A 16418-nucleotide genomic window follows, 5' to 3' on the forward strand; every position below is an offset into this window, starting at 1 on the left:
CATTCAATTTATTAATGATGCGCTTCCTCATCATGGTGATGTTCTTCTTTTGCAGCTCCAAAATATAAAGCCGTTAACATCGTAAAAATATAAGCTTGTAATAAAGCTACTAAAATTTCTAATATGGATAATACAAAAGCCAATACAAATGATAAAGGACTTCCGATCGGACTACTAAAAGTATACATTAACGCAATGATACTCATTAAAACCACGTGCCCAGCTAACATATTCGCATATAAACGAATCATTAACGAAAATGGTTTGATAATTGTTCCTAAAAATTCAATAGGTGCTAAAATAATTTTCATTGGTACTGGCACGCCTGGCATCCAGAAAATGTGACCCCAATAATTTCCATTAGCAGTAAACGTTGTAATTAAATAAGTAATGATAGCTAAGGAAGCCGTAATTGCAATATTTCCTGTTACGTTAACTCCAAGTGGCGTTAAACCAAACATATTTAAAAACCAAATAAAGAAGAAAACTGTCAATAAATGACTCATATATTTTTTATAATGTTTCTCTCCAATATTAGGAATTGCGATTTCATCTCTGATGTAAAGAACTAAAGGCTCGAAAAATCTTCCTACTCCTGTAGCAATACCACCATTTTTACTGTATGATTTACCTAAATTTCTAAAAATCATAAACATTAATAAAGCCACGATTAAAATCATAACAATACTTTTTGTGATTGAAAAATCGATAGGCTTTGTATTTGTTGTATGGTGCTTTTCATCCACATTGAAAGTCCCTTTTGCGTCTGTATTATAAATCATTCCATCATGGTGATTTATCGCAAAATATTTTCCATTTGATTCGGCAACAGCTTCACCATGGTGAAATTCAGACGACATGAAAAAATGTAATCCGTCTTCCCATAAAATTACTGGCAAAGGAAAACCAATATGTGTTTCATGACCTGATGCTTTTCCGTAAGAAAATAAATGAAAATCATGAGAATCTAATAAGTGATGTTGAATGAATTCCGCTCTTTCTTCTTGCGCTTTCATTTCTTCCGAAACCACTTCTTTAGTTGTGGTACCTTCATAATTTACAACTTCAGAATGCGCTGGTTTTGCAACGTGATTTGCATCTGCATTAGCAAAAGTAACTACAGGCAAAACTGCAAAAATTGTGGCTATAAATAATTGAATTGTTTTTCTTGAAATCAACATAAAATATATATTCTAAAAAATAATGTCCTAAAAATTTTTGCAAAGGTATATTTTTTCTTTAAATTACAATACTAGAAAATTACTTTTTTTACCAAATTATTCAAAATTAAATTGGTTTATTGTTTTTTATTCAAAATACCTATTGTTATTATTGTTTCAATTATTAAAAAACTCATAAAAACAATCAGACAATTTGTTCTTTCAATTTGATTATTTGGTAGGTTTAATATTGGTTTGATGATAAAATAAACCATCCCAGTTTTCACAAAAGTCGCCATCATAAATACCATTCCTGTATTGTCAAAGCTCTTTTCTGAAACTTTTTTTACAATAAATAATATTAGGATTGAAAATACAAAAAACAATAAAAATAAAAAGGTAATTGTAAATTGAAATTTTTCTTCAGCTTGTTTCAAAGTAGGAAACAAAAAAACCAAACGATTGAGCGCATATAACGAAAGTGTAAAGAAGAAAATTCGTTTAAAAAACAAAATGTTATTTTTCATTTTTACTCATTTGGTTCACTTGGCGAATTACATTATACAAGGCTAAGAAAACGCCTACAACTGTAAAAATTTTTACATAGTTTTCGGATTGGTATTTTTCGTCTAAATATTGACCTAAATAGGCAAACAAAAAAATAACTACTCCCATTTGTGCCGGAATACTTATTAATTGCATCCATTTATTTAGCGGTTTTAACTTGGTATTTTGTGGCATTTTAGTCTGAATTTTAGACAAAACTTATTTTGATTTCATTTCACAACTGGCTTCAAAAATGGCACCAGGTTCTATGGCTAATTTACCCACGGTAACTTCACCAGAAATTTTTGCTGTTTTTTTGATTCCTAACATTTCTTCCACCACTAATTTACCATTGAACTTGCCTTCAATATCTATATTTTTACAAGTAATATTACCTTCTACTTTACTTTTAGGACCTAATACAATTTTTCCATTGCAAGTAATATCGCCAATTAATTCACCGTCTAATCGTAAATCGGCTGAAGAAACTATATTACCTGTAATAATAGTTTGTTCTACAATTCGATTTGTTTTACCTAATAAATCATAGTCTGATTTTGGCATACTTATTTGATTTTAGCTAGATATTCTTCTAAATTTTTATTCACCTGAACTACTTTATAATCTTCATTTGAAATTATAATTGGTGTGTCTTTTAGTTTATACTCTTTATGCTCTTTCAGATAATTAGCAACGGATTCTGCAGTTACTTTATTTAATATTCCATGTAAAACAATCATGTTTTTATTTACATTATAGATATCATTTGACACGCTGACTTTCCTATCGCCAGATACTTTAGCATATTGGTTTAATTTCTCAATTAAATTTTTATGTGAAATCTCATTAGGATAATTGGTCACAAAAACCAAATTATAAGTTTTAGCTGTAGCTCCAAATTGTAGAGCTTCAAGAGCTGGAATATCTGAACTTAATATTGACTCTATTTTTTTTGTTTCGTCAGCTTTTGGATAGTTTTTTACCATTTTTTGAAGCGCTTCTTTATAAGCCGAAAGCCCAAATAACCTCGCAGAAATTTTTGCTTTTAACATATCAAATTTTGCGTTTAATTCATCTCCGTCATATTTTTTTAGTAAAGCATCAATTTCTAAATTTGCTTCTCTAAACCATCCTTCTTCTACTTTCTTATATAGCAAATTAAATTCAGAATCTGCTGTAATATCTGCATTTATTGCTGTATTATTTATAGCTGATGCATATCTGCTTGCTGGATATTCTGATAAAATTTTTTGTTTGTAAAACAATGCTTTTTCATTGTTTAAATCGCCATACAATTGGAATAAATTATAGTAGGTTGGCAACACTAATTTGCTTTGAGGTGTATTTACTAATATATCTTCAAAAGAAGTTATGGCCAACTTATTTTCTTTGAGTTTTTCTTTAAAAATAGCACCCAGTTGAAAACGCGCATAATTTGCCTCAATATTTAAACTATCAAGTACTTTAGTATCTTTTGGAAGTTGATCTATATAAAAAGAGGGTTTATATTTTGATTCAAGACCTACTTCTTCTGTTTCTTCTTCCGTTTCTTCTTCTATTTCCTCTTCGGATCCGTTTTGTGTTTGGTTTTGATTGGATTCCGGTACCGATTTCCAATTGTCACCATATTTAATATCGCCCCATTTTTTCTTAAAATTTAATTTTCCTTGTGCTACTGTAACCGCGTTATAAAAATAAAAATTACTTTGTAAACCTCCTGAATTTACTGGTGGCTTAACCAAATCTTGTTCTAATACGGGATTTTTGGTTTTAGAAATTTCGCCAAGAGATTTTTTATCTTTATTGTCAGAGTTATCAATAAAACTGTCACCTGGAAACGCATCAGACTTTTGATTTTGTTCTGATAATGCTAAATTATCAGCTGATTTTAAAGCAGCTATAGAATCCGATATTTTTAACTTAGTAATGTGATTTTGAAAAAAATTGACTTTTTCAGAATTTGACATTTTGGAAATATTGAAAATACTATCCGAATAACTAATAATATCTTGATATTTTACAACATCTGTAATTATTTCCAATCTTTTTTTAGTTGCTTTAACTTCGTTATTTTTTTCTGGTAAACGCAACAAAGTGGAATCTAAATATTTCTTTACATAATGGAAATTTTGTTTACTGTAATAGATTTCCGAAATATTTCTGTAGTTCAAAGCTGCTAGATATTTATCCGATGAACTATTTTTTATAGATTTATTATAGTTTAAAATAGCTAAATTATCTTTCCCTTTTTTATCATAAAATATAGCTTTTTGATGATAGATTACATCTCTGAAGCTTTTGTTTTCAATGTTTTCTAGTAATTTGTCTAGATTTTTATGAAAAGCAACCGTATCACCTGCTTGAAAATCAAATTGTGAGGATTGTTTCAAATGAGAATAAATGGTATAACTACGAGGCGATTTTCGTTTCATATCAATCACTTCTTGAAATGCCACATAAGCACTATCTGAATAGTTTAATTTTTCATATAATTGTCCTAAAATAAAAGTATAACGTGCTTTTTCTTCTTTTAATTTGGTTTCTTTTTTTGCTATTTTCACAGAAACTATCGCGCTATCTAACACATTTTTTTTAATAAACGCTTGTGCTAAAACGGAATGAATATCGGCCAAATCCTGACCCGTAACTTTTTGTCCTTTTAGCGTTCTGTTTAAATTTTTTATGGCTAATTGTTCGTTTTCTAATTTTAAATTGACTTTTTCACGCCACACTTGTGCTTGGTAAACGTTATTACTTGTTGGATATTTATATAAAATATAATTAAAGGCTTCCATAGCAGGTAAATAGCGGTTTTCATAATACCTAGACTTACCCAACATCAAATACGATTCGTCAATTTGATTGTTTTTTTCGTATCCGCCAATATTCATAGAATGAATTTGAATGGCTTTTGTGGCCTTAGTTTCAGCACGTTCAAAATTTGTGTTCTTGGTTACTTCGCCTTCTTTTTGCTCTGTTGGCATCACTTGTATGCGTTCTAACGGAAGTAGGTCCCAAAAATCATCCGAATACGTTGCTTTTACATCTGCAATTCCTTTTTGCATCGCTAGATTTCCATTATACAAAACATTATATTTTGTATTTGTGGAATGCCACTTTCTATTTATATAATTATCTCTCTTGGTTGAGCATGCCAAAAGAATGGCTATACTACCCAATGTAAGTAAATGTTTTAGTTGTATGTTTTTCAATGTAATATGGTTTTATAAATAACTTTATTTTTTGTTATTTAGTATGCAAACGTGTAAAAATAAGTTTTTTTTTTGAAAAATGAACATTACTTTTTTAAGATTATATCATTTCAATTAATTCTAGTGCTTTGTTACTACTTTTTACGTTTTCAAAAGTAATTAAAAGTCGTAATCCGTTTTTGGTTTCTTTTTCTTTTATTTTACACAAATTTCCGTTTTGTTGTGCAAATTTCATCACATTCATAAAACGATTACTTTGGTAAAAATTAGATTGCTGATCGCCAATAAAATACCCTACCATTTTATTTTGTTTCAGAATTAATCGTTCTAAACCAATTTGTTTGGCTTTCCATTTGATTCGAACACTGTTTAATAGTGAACTCGCTTCTTTTGGCAAAGGTCCAAAACGATCGATTAACCTTTTTTCGTAAGCTTCTAATTCCAAACTGTTTTTCAAAGTCCCTAATTCATTATACAAACTGAGTCGTTCTGAAATAGTATTGATGTATTCGTCTGGAAACAGCAATTCAAAATCGGTATCAATTTGAAATTCTTTTACAAATTCTTTAGTTTCAATATCGTTTTCTTCTTCGTATAAATTAGCAAACTCATTTTCTTTTAATTCGTCAATGGCTTCATTCATAATTTTTTGATACGTATCAAAGCCAATTTCATTAATAAAACCACTTTGTTCGCCACCTAACAAATCACCCGCACCACGAATTTCTAAATCTTTCATCGCTATATTAAACCCGCTACCCAATTCTGAAAACTGCACTAAAGCGTTAATTCGTTTACGAGCATCATCAGTCATAACCGATTCGGGTGGCGTGATGAAATAACAAAATGCTTTTTTATTGCTACGCCCTACTCTACCTCGCATTTGATGCAAATCTGAAAGTCCAAAATTATTGGCATTATTAATAAAAATCGTATTTGCATTGGGTACATCTAAGCCGCTTTCAATAATTGTTGTAGCTACCAAAACATCAAATTCGCCTTCAATAAAGGCAAGCATTAATTCTTCCAGTTTTTTTCCATCCATTTGTCCGTGTCCGATTCCTACTTTTGCATTAGGAACCAATCGCTGAATCATTCCGGCAACTTCTTTAATGTTTTCGATACGATTATTGATAAAAAATACTTGTCCACCACGTTCCACTTCATACGAAATAGCATCACGAATGGTTTCTTCGGCAAAGCGAATAACGTTAGTTTCAATTGGATATCGATTTGGAGGTGGCGTAGTAATTACAGATAAATCGCGAGCAGCCATTAAAGAAAATTGAAGTGTTCTTGGAATAGGTGTGGCAGTTAAAGTAAGCGTGTCAATATTTGCTGCAATGGTTTTTAATTTATCTTTTACATTCACCCCAAATTTTTGTTCCTCATCTACAATTAGCAAACCTAAATCGCGGAATTTCACGTTTTTATTTACCAATTGATGCGTTCCGATTACGATATCAATTTTTCCATCTTCTAAGCCTTTTAAGGTTTCCGTTTTTTGTTTTGCGGTTCTAAAACGGTTCAAATAACTCACCGTTACAGGCATACCTTTTAATCTCTCCGTAAAAGTTCTAAAATGTTGATAGGCCAATATAGTTGTTGGTACTAAAATAGCGACTTGCTTACCGTTGTCAACCGCTTTAAAAGCTGCACGAATAGCGACTTCTGTTTTTCCAAATCCGACATCGCCACAAACCAATCTATCCATTGGACGGTCGTTTTCCATATCCATTTTTACGTCGTGTGTGGCTGTGATTTGGTCAGGAGTATCTTCGTAAATAAAAGAACTTTCTAATTCTTTTTGCAAATAGCTATCGGGTGCAAAAGCATAGCCTTTATCCAAACGACGTTTGGCATACAACTGAATTAAATTGAAAGCGATGTGCTTTACACGAGCTTTTGTTTTTTGTTTTAAGGCCTTCCATACACCACTTCCTAATTTATATATTTTTGGTGGGACGCCTTCTTTTCCTGTGTATTTTGAAATTTTATGAAGCGAATGAATACTTACATACACAATGTCATTATCGGCATACACTAATTTAATTGCTTCTTGGGTTTTCCCTTCTACTTGAATTTTTTGTAGTCCACCAAATTTTCCAATTCCATGGTCAATATGGGTAACATAATCACCAATTGACAAAGCAGTTAGCTCTTTTAGAGTCACCGTTTGTTTTTTCGACGCATTATTTTTAATAGAAAACTTATGATACCTTTCGAAAATTTGATGGTCAGTATAGCACGCAATTTGTAACTCGGTATCTAGGAAACCTGAAAACAAAGGGAATACAATGTTTTCATATTTGTCTTTCACATGTTTGGCCGCATCTTCATCAATATCTTTAAAAATCTCTTTGAATCGTTTGGCTTGATTTTCGTTCGATGAAAATAAATAATTTTTAATTCCGTTATGAAAATTATCGTTCAAATTATTCATTAACAAATCGAATTGTTTGTTGAATGATGGCTGCGGTTGCGTATAAAATTCGACAATTTTTTCCGATTCAAAAACCGGATTTTTATCTAATTCAATTATTGAAAAATCTAAGGCGCGTTTTAAAAACGTTTCCTGATTTACAAATAATTCTTCCGGTTTGGCGTGATGGATCGTTAGCGATAATTTCGAATAGGCTTCTTTTGCTTTTTCATATAATCGGTCTAATTTTCCACCTAACAAATCGGTATTTTGAAGCACAATAACGGTTTTTTCAGAAATATAATCTAAGAAATTTTCGCGTTTTTCTTGTAATATTTTATTTTCAACATTGGGAATAATGGCAATTTTTGTAACTTTTTCTTTAGACAATTGCGTTTCAATATCAAAGGTTCGAATGCTATCAATTTCATCGCCAAAAAACTCTATTCGGTAAGGCATATCATTTGAAAATGAAAATACATCAATAATTCCACCTCGAACAGAAAACTCTCCAGGTTCCGAAACAAAATCGACACGTTTAAAATGATATTCAAAAAGCGTTTCGTTAATAAAATCGATAGCTAATTTATCGTTTACACTAAGTTTTAAAGTGTTTTTGTCTAACTCTTTTCGCGTAACAACTTTTTCAAAAATAGCATCTGTATACGAAACAATAATGGCTGGTTTTTTTCGAGAATTAATTCTATTTAATACCTCTGCACGCAATAAAACATTGGCGTTGTCTGTTTCCTCAATTTGGTAAGGACGACGATAAGAACCGGGATAAAACAACACGTCTTGGTTGTTAATTAAAACTTCTAAATCATTCAAATAATACGCTGCTTCTTCCTTGTCATTAAACAATAATAAAAAAGGAAGTTCCGATTTTTTAAATAAAGCCTCAATCACAAATGAAAGTGAAGAGCCTACCAAACCAGTAGCATTTATTTTTTTTCTGGACGCAAAAAATTCAGCAATTTGACCAATTTTTGGATGTTGCTGATATTTTTGAATGATTACTGATTTGCTCAATTTATAGTATGTTTTTTATCAAATAATAGTAGTCCTTTTGGCCTTAGCCTGATACCTAAAATTACTTCTTTTTTTGAATTTCTTTTTGTTCTAAATCGTCAAAATTTATCGCTTTTGCATTTCGGGTGGTATCGCTAATACTAATAATTTTTGGCTCGCCTATTTCAGTTGGAATTCGGTTTTTTATAATAAATTCTTCGCACTGCATGTAAAACGCATGCAATTCCTTATTAATGGCTGCAATTAAATTTTGCACTTTTTCATTAGGTACCACATCTAAAGAAAAATAAGTGTCTAATGCTAAAATTTTAGTTTGTAACGCTACAATTCTACTTCGTACTTGCGGGATATTAAACCCTGGAGGAACATTTTCATGCAAAGAAGTAGATTTGGCTACCAAATTTAAAACCTTTTGCTTAAAAGCACTAATGGATGATTTAGGTTTTTGCTGAAGCTCTTCTTCAAAATTTTTCCAATCTTGCCATTGATTTAAAACGCCGCGCACTTCAGGACTAGTAACTGGAATATTCAACTGCCAAGCTTTATTGATTTGTTCAAAAGATTCTCGATTTTTTTTCTCCATTTTTTCCACAAGTAATACTTGCTCGTCATTTTGTTTACAAGAAAAAAACAAAAGACTGCTAAAAAAAGATAGTATAAGTAGTTTAAAAAAATTCATTTTTTTACAATTATGAGTCGCAAATTTACAAATGTTTACACGATTTTTTTAAAAATTAAGTTAAATAAATTATTAATAGTCTGAACAGGTGATTTTTACGAAATTCGAAAAAAACCAACAAAATTATGGGTTATTATTGCTAATATTTTATATTTGTAAGACAAAACAACTAACTATGCAAACCAAAATATTAATCATTGGCGCTTGTGGTCAAATAGGCACCGAACTTACTTCTAAATTACGTGCTACCTATGGTGTAGAAAACGTAATTGCTTCCGATATTAGAAAATTAGAAAATGACGTAGTTAATAACGGAATTTTTGAAGTAATAAACGCTTTAGATTACAATCAGATTGAGCAATTAGTTGAGAAATATCATATTACTGATGTGTATTTAATGGCCGCCTTATTATCCGCAACTTCTGAAAAAAACCCCGCTTTTGCATGGGATTTGAATATGAATTCGTTATTTCACGTGTTAAATTTAGCCAAAGCAGGAAAAATAAAAAAAATATTTTGGCCATCAAGTATTGCCGTTTTTGGACCTACAACTCCTAGAGAAAACACACCCCAATATACAATAATGGAACCTACTACAGTTTATGGAATTTCAAAACAAACTGGCGAACGCTGGGCAGAATATTATCATAAACAATATGGTGTGGATATTCGGAGTATCCGATATCCAGGTTTAATAAGCTGGAGTACAGAAGCCGGTGGCGGAACAACTGATTATGCTGTAGATATTTATCACAAAGCAATTACGGATGGAAAATTTACCAGTTTTTTATCTGAAAATTCTGCTTTGCCGATGATGTATATGGATGATGCGATAAAAGCTACGATTAGTATTATGCAAGCGGATGTAGAAGATATTAAAATTCGTTCTTCGTACAATTTATCTGGAATGAGCTTTACTCCTAAAGAGTTAGCCGCAGAAATTACGAAACATTATCCTAATTTTACTATTACTTACGAGCCAGATTTTCGTCAGAAAATTGCCGACAGTTGGCCTGCGAGTATTAACGATAGCGCTGCCAGACAAGATTGGGGTTGGAAAAACGATTTTGACATTGAAAATATGACGGTTGACATGTTTAAGAATTTGAAAGCAACGATTTATAAATAGAAAAAAGGCGAGTTATTCGTCTTTTTTTAGTTTTTCAATTGCCGCATCTTCAATTAAAGACTTTATTTTTACCACCTCATCTGTATGATCATTTGGAATGGTCATCGACAACACATATTGTTTTATTTTCCAATTTCCGTTTTTATCAACTACCAAAACACCACTTCCTCTGCAAATTTTCATTTGTGTGTTTAACAATTCATCAAACCAAGCTGTTTTCTTATCCGAAGAAAAATAAATATTTCTTTCTAATGAAGTAAAATTCCATGCTTTGCCTTTATCAAAATAGGGTTTCGCAAATTCTATAAATGCTGGTTTGTTCCAGTTTTCTGTAGCATCGGTTCCGATGAAAATGGCATCATCCGCCATCACTTCAAAATACGAATTAAAATTAGCTTCCGCCGCCGCTTTATGCCAAGTGTTCAAAATTAAATTAATTTCTGATTCTTGATTTATTTGATTTGTTACTTGCTTCGATTTACATCCGAATAAAACTAATCCTATTAATATGATTACAATTTTTTTCATTCTAATAATTTTTTAGTTACGGTACTACTGGCAATTTTAGAAGCAATAAATCCTAAAATTACAATGGTTAACAAAACAATTAATATATTTTTGGTTTCGAAAACAACTGGATAGGCTAACGATGGCGTAATCATGATCAATTCAAATTGTTGCTGAATTAAAACAATAAGAATTCCTAAAATCAAACCTAAAATTCCGCCAAAAACAGAAATAATATTCCCTTGAAATAAGAAAATATTTTTTAAGTATTTTATTTCTGTTCCCAAATTGTATAAGGTTTTGAGATTGTTTTTTTTCTCAATAATCATCATAATAATAGCACCAATTAAATTAAATAACGCAATGATAATTACCAAAGTAAAAATAAGATACACTACAATGTTTTCGGTATTTAACATTTTATACAAAGCATCATTTAATTGCGCTCTGTTTTTTACTTTTACTTGATTTGGAAATATTTTAGTAATGGTTTCTATAGCATCTGTTTCCGATACATTTGGCGCCAGTTTAAAATCAATGTAAGTTAACTGATTGGGCTTGTAATTCAATAACCCTTGTATTAAAGGTATAGAACAAAAAATATATTTTTCATCAACATCTTCGCTAACCTGAAAAATTCCTGAAGCTAGTAATGGCGATTTATTAAAGGCATCCTCTGGATTTTCAATCATTCCAGAACCTGGTTTAGGAATGTAGACTTCTAAAACGTTATTGAAATCAAAAAGTCCTAAAGCTAATTTTCTTGAAATTCCAGAACCCACTACAACCTGATTGGTGTTCGGTTCCAACCAATCGCCAGCATATAAAAATGTGTCAAATGCATTAACTTGGCTAAAATTGGCATCAACTCCTTTTAAATAAGCCACGTGCTCTTTGTTTTTATAGTAAAACAAGGCGCGTTCTTCAACAATTTTAGTGTATTTAGTAAATTCTTTTGAAGAGGTTAACTGAGCTTCCTGCGTTTTAGAGATGAAGAAAGATTTCTCTGCAAGGGTTTCGATTCGTAGATCGGGATCGGTTGCATTAGTAAAGCTTAAACTAAAATCGCGCAAACCACTAAAAACAGAAAGTACTACAAAAAGTGCCATAGCGCCTACAATAATTCCAAAAGATGCAATACACGTAATGACATTTATGGCGGTAGTTTTAGACAAACTAAACGCGTATCTTTTGGCTATGTAGAACGGAAAATTCAAATTATGATTTTTTTCGTTTTTCTAATAAATCTGGGTTTTCAATTGGGTTATCTTTTCTAGATAGTGCATTGTCTATTTTTTCAATATAATCTAAACTATCGTCTAGGAAGAAAATTAAGTTGGGCACACGTCTTAATTGTAATTTTACGCGTTGCGACAAATCGTGTTTTATTAAAGGTGCATTACTTTTAATAGCGGCTAATAATTCTGGTCCTTTTTCGGAAGGAAAAACACTTAAATACACCTTTGCTATAGATAAATCTGAAGTTACATTTACTTTAGAAACAGAAATCATTAAATTAGAAATGGAATTTTTTCTAATCTCACCTTGTAAAATATCTACTAAGTCTGTTTGCAATAATGCCCCAATTTTTTTTTGTCTATTTGTTTCCATGAGGCAAAAATACAATTTTTACTCACAAAATAAGCAGAAATACATTTATGAATGTTTATTTTTGCATATTAATTCCTGTAGAAATGAGAAAAATAGAACATATTGGTATCGCCGTTCATGATTTAGAAAATTCAAATGAATTGTTTTCAAAACTTTTTGGTCAAGCTGCTTATAAAACAGAAGAAGTGGCCAGTGAAGGTGTAAAAACCTCCTTTTTTATGTGTGGTCCAAATAAAATTGAATTGTTAGAAGCCACGGATGCAAACAGCCCGATTTCTAAATTTTTAGAGAAAAAAGGTGAAGGAATTCATCATATCGCTTTTGATGTGGAAGACATTTATGTAGAAATAGAACGACTAAAGTTGGAAGGTTTTACCGTTTTAAATGAAACACCAAAAAAAGGCGCCGACAATAAATTAGTAGTTTTTTTACATCCAAAAACCACAAATGGGGTGTTAATAGAACTTTGTCAAGAAATAAAATAGATTGATTTTACGTACATTATACCTATTTTTTACTTCGAATAAAAAAAGATTTGCTTGCAAATAAAAATAGTAGTAATATTGTAGACTTCTAACCGGTCCTATAGCTCAGTTGGTTAGAGCACCTGACTCATAATCAGGTGGTCCCTGGTTCGAGCCCAGGTGGGACCACAACAAAACCCTTGTAAATATAAGTATTTACAAGGGTTTCTTATTAAAAAGTTGAGCAAAAAGTTGAGCAAAACCGAATGCTCAACTTTTTTTGTTAGGGGTTTTAAAGAATATTTTATTGTCAAATTGGTTATTGAAAATTGGTTATTGAATAATATATAATTAGCTTTGTTAAATTATTCTTTGAGATTTTATTAAATTTAATACATTATGAAAAAAATACTATTAATATTTACAATGGGTTTGTTACTCATTTCTTGTAGTTCATCTGATGATAATAATACAGATACTAACACAGATAACAATGTTTATTTTAATTTCACATTTGACGGCAAAAATTATAGTAGCAATTTAGATGGAGGCCTTCTTTGCATGATTGCTCAACCAAATCAAAGCGGTTCTGAAGTTAATTTATTAATGAATTTTAAAGACCCTTCAGATAATGCAACTTATTGTGGGGTTACCTTACTTGGCGTAAACAATAATATTGGAACTACAAATAATTGTACATTTGGTTTTCAACCTGGGAACGATTATATTACTTGTAATAATTTAAGAGTAGTCTTAACAGAAGTTGGAGATTATTACGTCGGGACATTTAGCGGTAATATTAATGTATTTTCTATAAGTCCTCCAAGAAATGAAACAATGGCTGGTTCAGGTAGTTTTAGAGTTAGAAAATCAATTTAATTATTTATTCTTCACCAGAAAAAATATTAAATAAAAAGTTGAGCAAAAGGTTGAGCAAAACCGCTTGTTCAACTTTACAAATACCCTTTTTTCACACATAACTAATTGATTATCAATACTAAATTTTTTTAATTTAGTGAAAACAATACCAGGTGGGACCACAATAATCAAGCCTTCACAGAAATGTGAGGGCTTTTTGTTTTTAAACCTACATGTAATGACTAAAAATCCATAATTTACTGGTGTTTACAACTAAATCTAACAACTTTATTTTACATAAATCATTCATCTTTAATGTTAAATTTTCGCCAAAACTAAAAACTTAACATTGGATTATTAATATTTTATTTACCTTTGCTTAACATTTATTTAACATTGGAACAACAAACAATACATAAAAATGGAAGAAAACAAACAAATTGAGGAAACAATTCAAACAGAAAAAGCAGAAACTAGTAGTGTAACTCCACAGAAAACAACTACTCCTGTTAGAAGAACTACTACAAGAAAACCTGTTGTAAAAAAAGAAGTTGAAACTAGTACAGCTACTAATACACCTCAGAGAAGAGCACCAAGAGTGAAAAAACCAATTGAAGTAAAACCAATTGAAGTGAAACCAATTGAAGAAACTACTGCTACTGTTGAAAATAGTGCAGATGTAATGGCAGATGAAAGTGGTAATGAAATTGTAGAAGTAGTTGCTCCTGCAAATCATGAAACAAAAAAATTAGAAAAAAATAACATTAAAAAATTGAAAAAGATGAGTAAAAAAATCACAGAAAAAGAAAAGAAAGAAAAAGCAAAGCAAAAAGAAAAACAAGCGGTAGCTAAAGCAAAACAAAAAGAAAAGGAAAAGAAAGCTAAGAAAAAGAAAAAAGAAAAAGCTAAGAAAGAAAAAGCAAAAATGAAATTAAAAGCGAAAGCAGCGAAGAAAAAAGCAGCTTCGAAAAAGAAAAAAGCAAAAGCAAAATCTAAGAAAAAATAATAATTTGGTTTTAATCCAAAAAAAAATCGGAACAGTTGTTCCGATTTTTTTTATGTACTAATTTCTTAATTCATACATCCTAGCAATATATTTTCCTACCACATCAAATTCTAAATTTACTTTTGTGCCGATTTCAAAAGTATGAAAAATAGTATGTTCATACGTATATGGAATAATTGCCACACTAAAGCGGTTGCGCTCCGAATTTACAACCGTTAAGCTGGTGCCATTTACCGTAATAGAACCTTTTTGTATAGTAATATTGTTTAAAGCTGAATCGTATTCAAAAGTAAATTCCCAACTCCCACTTTTTTCTTGAATAGATGAACAAACTGCGGTTTGGTCTACATGGCCTTGTACCATATGTCCGTCTAGTCTATCGCCTAATTTCATGGCTCTTTCAATGTTTACTTTGTCGCCAATTTTCCACAAACCTAAAGTGGTTTTATTAATTGTTTCTTGAATAGCTGTAACGACATGTTTGTTGTCAAATATTTCCACAACGGTCAAACAAACACCATTATGTGCCACACTTTGGTCAATTTTTAACTCATTTGTAATATTTGTTTGAATTGTTAAGTGTACATTTCCCTGATCTTTTTTGATATCTGAAATTATTCCGATAGTTTCTATGATTCCTGTAAACATATGACGGTTTATTTTTATAAATTTGCATCAAAATTAAGAAATAAAAATGGTAAAACATTCGGAAAATATAATTGTTGGTGTTTCTATTGGAGACATGAACGGCATTGGACCAGAAGTAATATTGAAAACATTCGAAGATACACGAATGTTAGACATCTGTACACCGGTTATTTTTGCTAATGCTAAAATTGTTTCGTTTTTAAAAAGAACCTACAATTTAAATGCATTCATACAAGGAATTGACAAACTAGACCAGATTGTTTTAGGAAAAATAAATGTTTTAAATGTCTGGCGTGAAGGTGTTAATTTAGAAAATGGTAAATTGGATGAAGAAATTGGTAAATACGCCATAAAATCGTTTCAAGCAGCAACTACAGCGTTAAAAAACAATCAAATTGATGTGTTGGTAACGGCACCTATAAACAAATACAACATTCAGGCGGAGGATTATAAATTTGCAGGACATACGGATTATTTAAATGAACAACTAGAAGGGGAAGCCTTAATGTTTATGATTCATGAAGATGTAAAAGTAGGCTTAATTACAGACCATGTGCCCATTGCAGACTTATCAAAACATATTAATTCAAAATTAATTGAGAAAAAAATCAATATTATACATCAAAGTTTAATTGCCGATTTCAAAATAAACAAACCAAAAATCGCGGTGTTAGGACTAAATCCACATAGCGGCGACAATGGTGTAATTGGCAAAGAAGATGATGAAATTGTGAAACCAAGTTTAGAGAAAATTTTTAAAAGTGGTATTCAAGTCTTCGGACCGTTTTCAGCAGATAGTTTTTTTGGTTCCAACCAATATAAAAACTACGATGCAGTAGTTGCGATGTATCACGACCAAGGATTAATTCCTTTCAAAACCCTATCCTTTGGTGAAGGAGTAAATTTTACAGCAGGATTAAACAAAGTAAGAACCTCGCCAGATCACGGAACAGGTTTTGATATTGCAGGAAAAAATATAGCCAATGAAAGTTCTTTTAGAGAAGCCGTTTACAGTGCTATTGACATATATAAAAACCGAATGGAATATGTTGAATTAACCAACAACCCTTTGAAAAAAGGAACAGGAAAAGTTTAATTTAAAAAAAAGCAAAGAAAATTATTGTAATTCCAATATTTTTGTATC

16 protein-coding genes and 1 tRNA gene are annotated in these 16418 nt (G+C 30.9%); 6 read left to right on the forward strand and 11 right to left on the reverse strand.

Translation table 11 applies throughout. The annotated features are described in order from the left end of the window. Positions 1–11 precede the first annotated feature (11 nt). From atpB to ABWP60_RS01490, 7 genes are all read right to left on the reverse strand, one after another. Entirely contained in the window at positions 12–1181 is a 1170-nt protein-coding gene (atpB, locus tag ABWP60_RS01460; RefSeq protein ID WP_353147468.1) for a F0F1 ATP synthase subunit A, read from the reverse strand. A 116-nt stretch (positions 1182–1297) separates the two neighbouring features. After that, on the reverse strand, positions 1298–1687 hold the full coding sequence (locus ABWP60_RS01465; RefSeq protein ID WP_353147471.1) for a hypothetical protein: 390 nt from the start codon (positions 1685–1687) through the stop codon (positions 1298–1300). Beyond that, complete coding sequence (locus tag ABWP60_RS01470; protein ID WP_353147474.1) at positions 1677–1901, reverse strand: AtpZ/AtpI family protein; 225 nt, start codon at positions 1899–1901, stop codon at positions 1677–1679. Before ABWP60_RS01470 ends, ABWP60_RS01465 begins: the two co-directional genes overlap by 11 nt. Before the next feature lie 24 nt (positions 1902–1925). Continuing rightward, on the reverse strand, positions 1926–2270 hold the full coding sequence (locus ABWP60_RS01475) for a bactofilin family protein (protein ID WP_353147477.1): 345 nt from the start codon (positions 2268–2270) through the stop codon (positions 1926–1928). A gap of 2 nt (positions 2271–2272) precedes the next feature. Continuing rightward, on the reverse strand, positions 2273–4918 hold the full coding sequence (gene porW / locus ABWP60_RS01480) for a type IX secretion system periplasmic lipoprotein PorW/SprE (protein ID WP_353147480.1): 2646 nt from the start codon (positions 4916–4918) through the stop codon (positions 2273–2275). 100 nt (positions 4919–5018) lie between these two features. Continuing rightward, positions 5019–8372 carry a transcription-repair coupling factor gene (gene mfd / locus ABWP60_RS01485; protein ID WP_502904800.1) on the reverse strand — a complete coding sequence of 1118 codons (3354 nt, stop codon included), beginning with the start codon at positions 8370–8372 and terminating at the stop codon, positions 5019–5021. A 61-nt stretch (positions 8373–8433) separates the two neighbouring features. Further along, positions 8434–8955, reverse strand: coding sequence for a hypothetical protein (locus tag ABWP60_RS01490; protein ID WP_353147483.1), 522 nt, complete (start codon positions 8953–8955; stop codon positions 8434–8436). 271 nt (positions 8956–9226) lie between these two features. Between ABWP60_RS01490 and ABWP60_RS01495 the strand changes: the two genes are divergently transcribed. Beyond that, positions 9227–10180 (forward strand): NAD-dependent epimerase/dehydratase family protein, encoded by a 954-nt coding sequence (locus ABWP60_RS01495; RefSeq protein ID WP_353147485.1) that lies wholly within the window; start codon positions 9227–9229, stop codon positions 10178–10180. A 12-nt stretch (positions 10181–10192) separates the two neighbouring features. On the opposite strand, the gene ABWP60_RS01500 is transcribed toward ABWP60_RS01495, so the two are convergent. The 3 genes from ABWP60_RS01500 to rbfA are packed head-to-tail and all read right to left on the reverse strand — an operon-like array spanning position 10193 to position 12298. Next, positions 10193–10708, reverse strand: coding sequence for a nuclear transport factor 2 family protein (locus ABWP60_RS01500; protein WP_353147488.1), 516 nt, complete (start codon positions 10706–10708; stop codon positions 10193–10195). Next, a complete protein-coding gene (locus ABWP60_RS01505) occupies positions 10705–11904 on the reverse strand; it encodes an ABC transporter permease (protein ID WP_353147491.1) in 1200 nt (399 codons plus the stop codon). Before ABWP60_RS01505 ends, ABWP60_RS01500 begins: the two co-directional genes overlap by 4 nt. A gap of 1 nt (position 11905) precedes the next feature. Continuing rightward, complete coding sequence (rbfA, locus tag ABWP60_RS01510; RefSeq protein ID WP_353147494.1) at positions 11906–12298, reverse strand: 30S ribosome-binding factor RbfA; 393 nt, start codon at positions 12296–12298, stop codon at positions 11906–11908. Positions 12299–12381: 83 nt separating this feature from the next. On the opposite strand from rbfA, the gene mce reads away from it, so the two are divergent. The 4 genes from mce to ABWP60_RS01530 all read left to right on the forward strand — a co-directional run bounded on the left by mce (position 12382) and on the right by ABWP60_RS01530 (position 14626). After that, positions 12382–12783, forward strand: a complete 402-nt coding sequence (gene mce, locus ABWP60_RS01515; protein ID WP_353147497.1) for a methylmalonyl-CoA epimerase — start codon at positions 12382–12384, stop codon at positions 12781–12783. Positions 12784–12877: 94 nt separating this feature from the next. After that, a tRNA-Ile gene (locus ABWP60_RS01520) sits at positions 12878–12951 on the forward strand. Between the two features lie 210 nt (positions 12952–13161). Continuing rightward, positions 13162–13641: a hypothetical protein gene (locus tag ABWP60_RS01525; RefSeq protein WP_353147500.1), complete on the forward strand. Its 480-nt coding sequence runs from the start codon at positions 13162–13164 to the stop codon at positions 13639–13641. Between the two features lie 400 nt (positions 13642–14041). Beyond that, positions 14042–14626, forward strand: a complete 585-nt coding sequence (locus tag ABWP60_RS01530) for a hypothetical protein (protein ID WP_353147502.1) — start codon at positions 14042–14044, stop codon at positions 14624–14626. A gap of 57 nt (positions 14627–14683) precedes the next feature. On the opposite strand, the gene ABWP60_RS01535 is transcribed toward ABWP60_RS01530, so the two are convergent. Then, positions 14684–15274, reverse strand: a complete 591-nt coding sequence (locus ABWP60_RS01535; RefSeq protein WP_353147505.1) for a riboflavin synthase — start codon at positions 15272–15274, stop codon at positions 14684–14686. Between the two features lie 46 nt (positions 15275–15320). Here ABWP60_RS01535 and pdxA point away from each other — a divergent pair, with 46 nt between their 5' ends. Then, a complete protein-coding gene (pdxA, locus tag ABWP60_RS01540; protein WP_353147507.1) occupies positions 15321–16370 on the forward strand; it encodes a 4-hydroxythreonine-4-phosphate dehydrogenase PdxA in 1050 nt (349 codons plus the stop codon). Positions 16371–16418: the final 48 nt, after the last annotated feature.

The organism is Flavobacterium sp., from assembly GCF_040402895.1.
Classification (GTDB): Bacteria; Bacteroidota; Bacteroidia; order Flavobacteriales; family Flavobacteriaceae; genus Flavobacterium.

Excerpts from the sequence above, each read along its gene's own strand:
- atpB (WP_353147468.1), bottom strand. The coding sequence starts at position 1,181 with ATGTTGATTTCAAGAAAAACAATTCAATTATTTATAGCCACAATTTTT.
- ABWP60_RS01465 (WP_353147471.1), bottom strand. The coding sequence starts at position 1,687 with ATGAAAAATAACATTTTGTTTTTTAAACGAATTTTCTTCTTTACACTT.
- ABWP60_RS01470 (WP_353147474.1), bottom strand. The coding sequence starts at position 1,901 with ATGCCACAAAATACCAAGTTAAAACCGCTAAATAAATGGATGCAATTA.
- ABWP60_RS01475 (WP_353147477.1), bottom strand. The coding sequence starts at position 2,270 with ATGCCAAAATCAGACTATGATTTATTAGGTAAAACAAATCGAATTGTA.
- ABWP60_RS01490 (WP_353147483.1), bottom strand. The coding sequence starts at position 8,955 with ATGGAGAAAAAAAATCGAGAATCTTTTGAACAAATCAATAAAGCTTGG.
- ABWP60_RS01495 (WP_353147485.1), top strand. The coding sequence starts at position 9,227 with ATGCAAACCAAAATATTAATCATTGGCGCTTGTGGTCAAATAGGCACC.
- ABWP60_RS01500 (WP_353147488.1), bottom strand. The coding sequence starts at position 10,708 with ATGAAAAAAATTGTAATCATATTAATAGGATTAGTTTTATTCGGATGT.
- rbfA (WP_353147494.1), bottom strand. The coding sequence starts at position 12,298 with ATGGAAACAAATAGACAAAAAAAAATTGGGGCATTATTGCAAACAGAC.
- mce (WP_353147497.1), top strand. The coding sequence starts at position 12,382 with ATGAGAAAAATAGAACATATTGGTATCGCCGTTCATGATTTAGAAAAT.
- ABWP60_RS01525 (WP_353147500.1), top strand. The coding sequence starts at position 13,162 with ATGAAAAAAATACTATTAATATTTACAATGGGTTTGTTACTCATTTCT.
- ABWP60_RS01530 (WP_353147502.1), top strand. The coding sequence starts at position 14,042 with ATGGAAGAAAACAAACAAATTGAGGAAACAATTCAAACAGAAAAAGCA.
- ABWP60_RS01535 (WP_353147505.1), bottom strand. The coding sequence starts at position 15,274 with ATGTTTACAGGAATCATAGAAACTATCGGAATAATTTCAGATATCAAA.
- pdxA (WP_353147507.1), top strand. The coding sequence starts at position 15,321 with ATGGTAAAACATTCGGAAAATATAATTGTTGGTGTTTCTATTGGAGAC.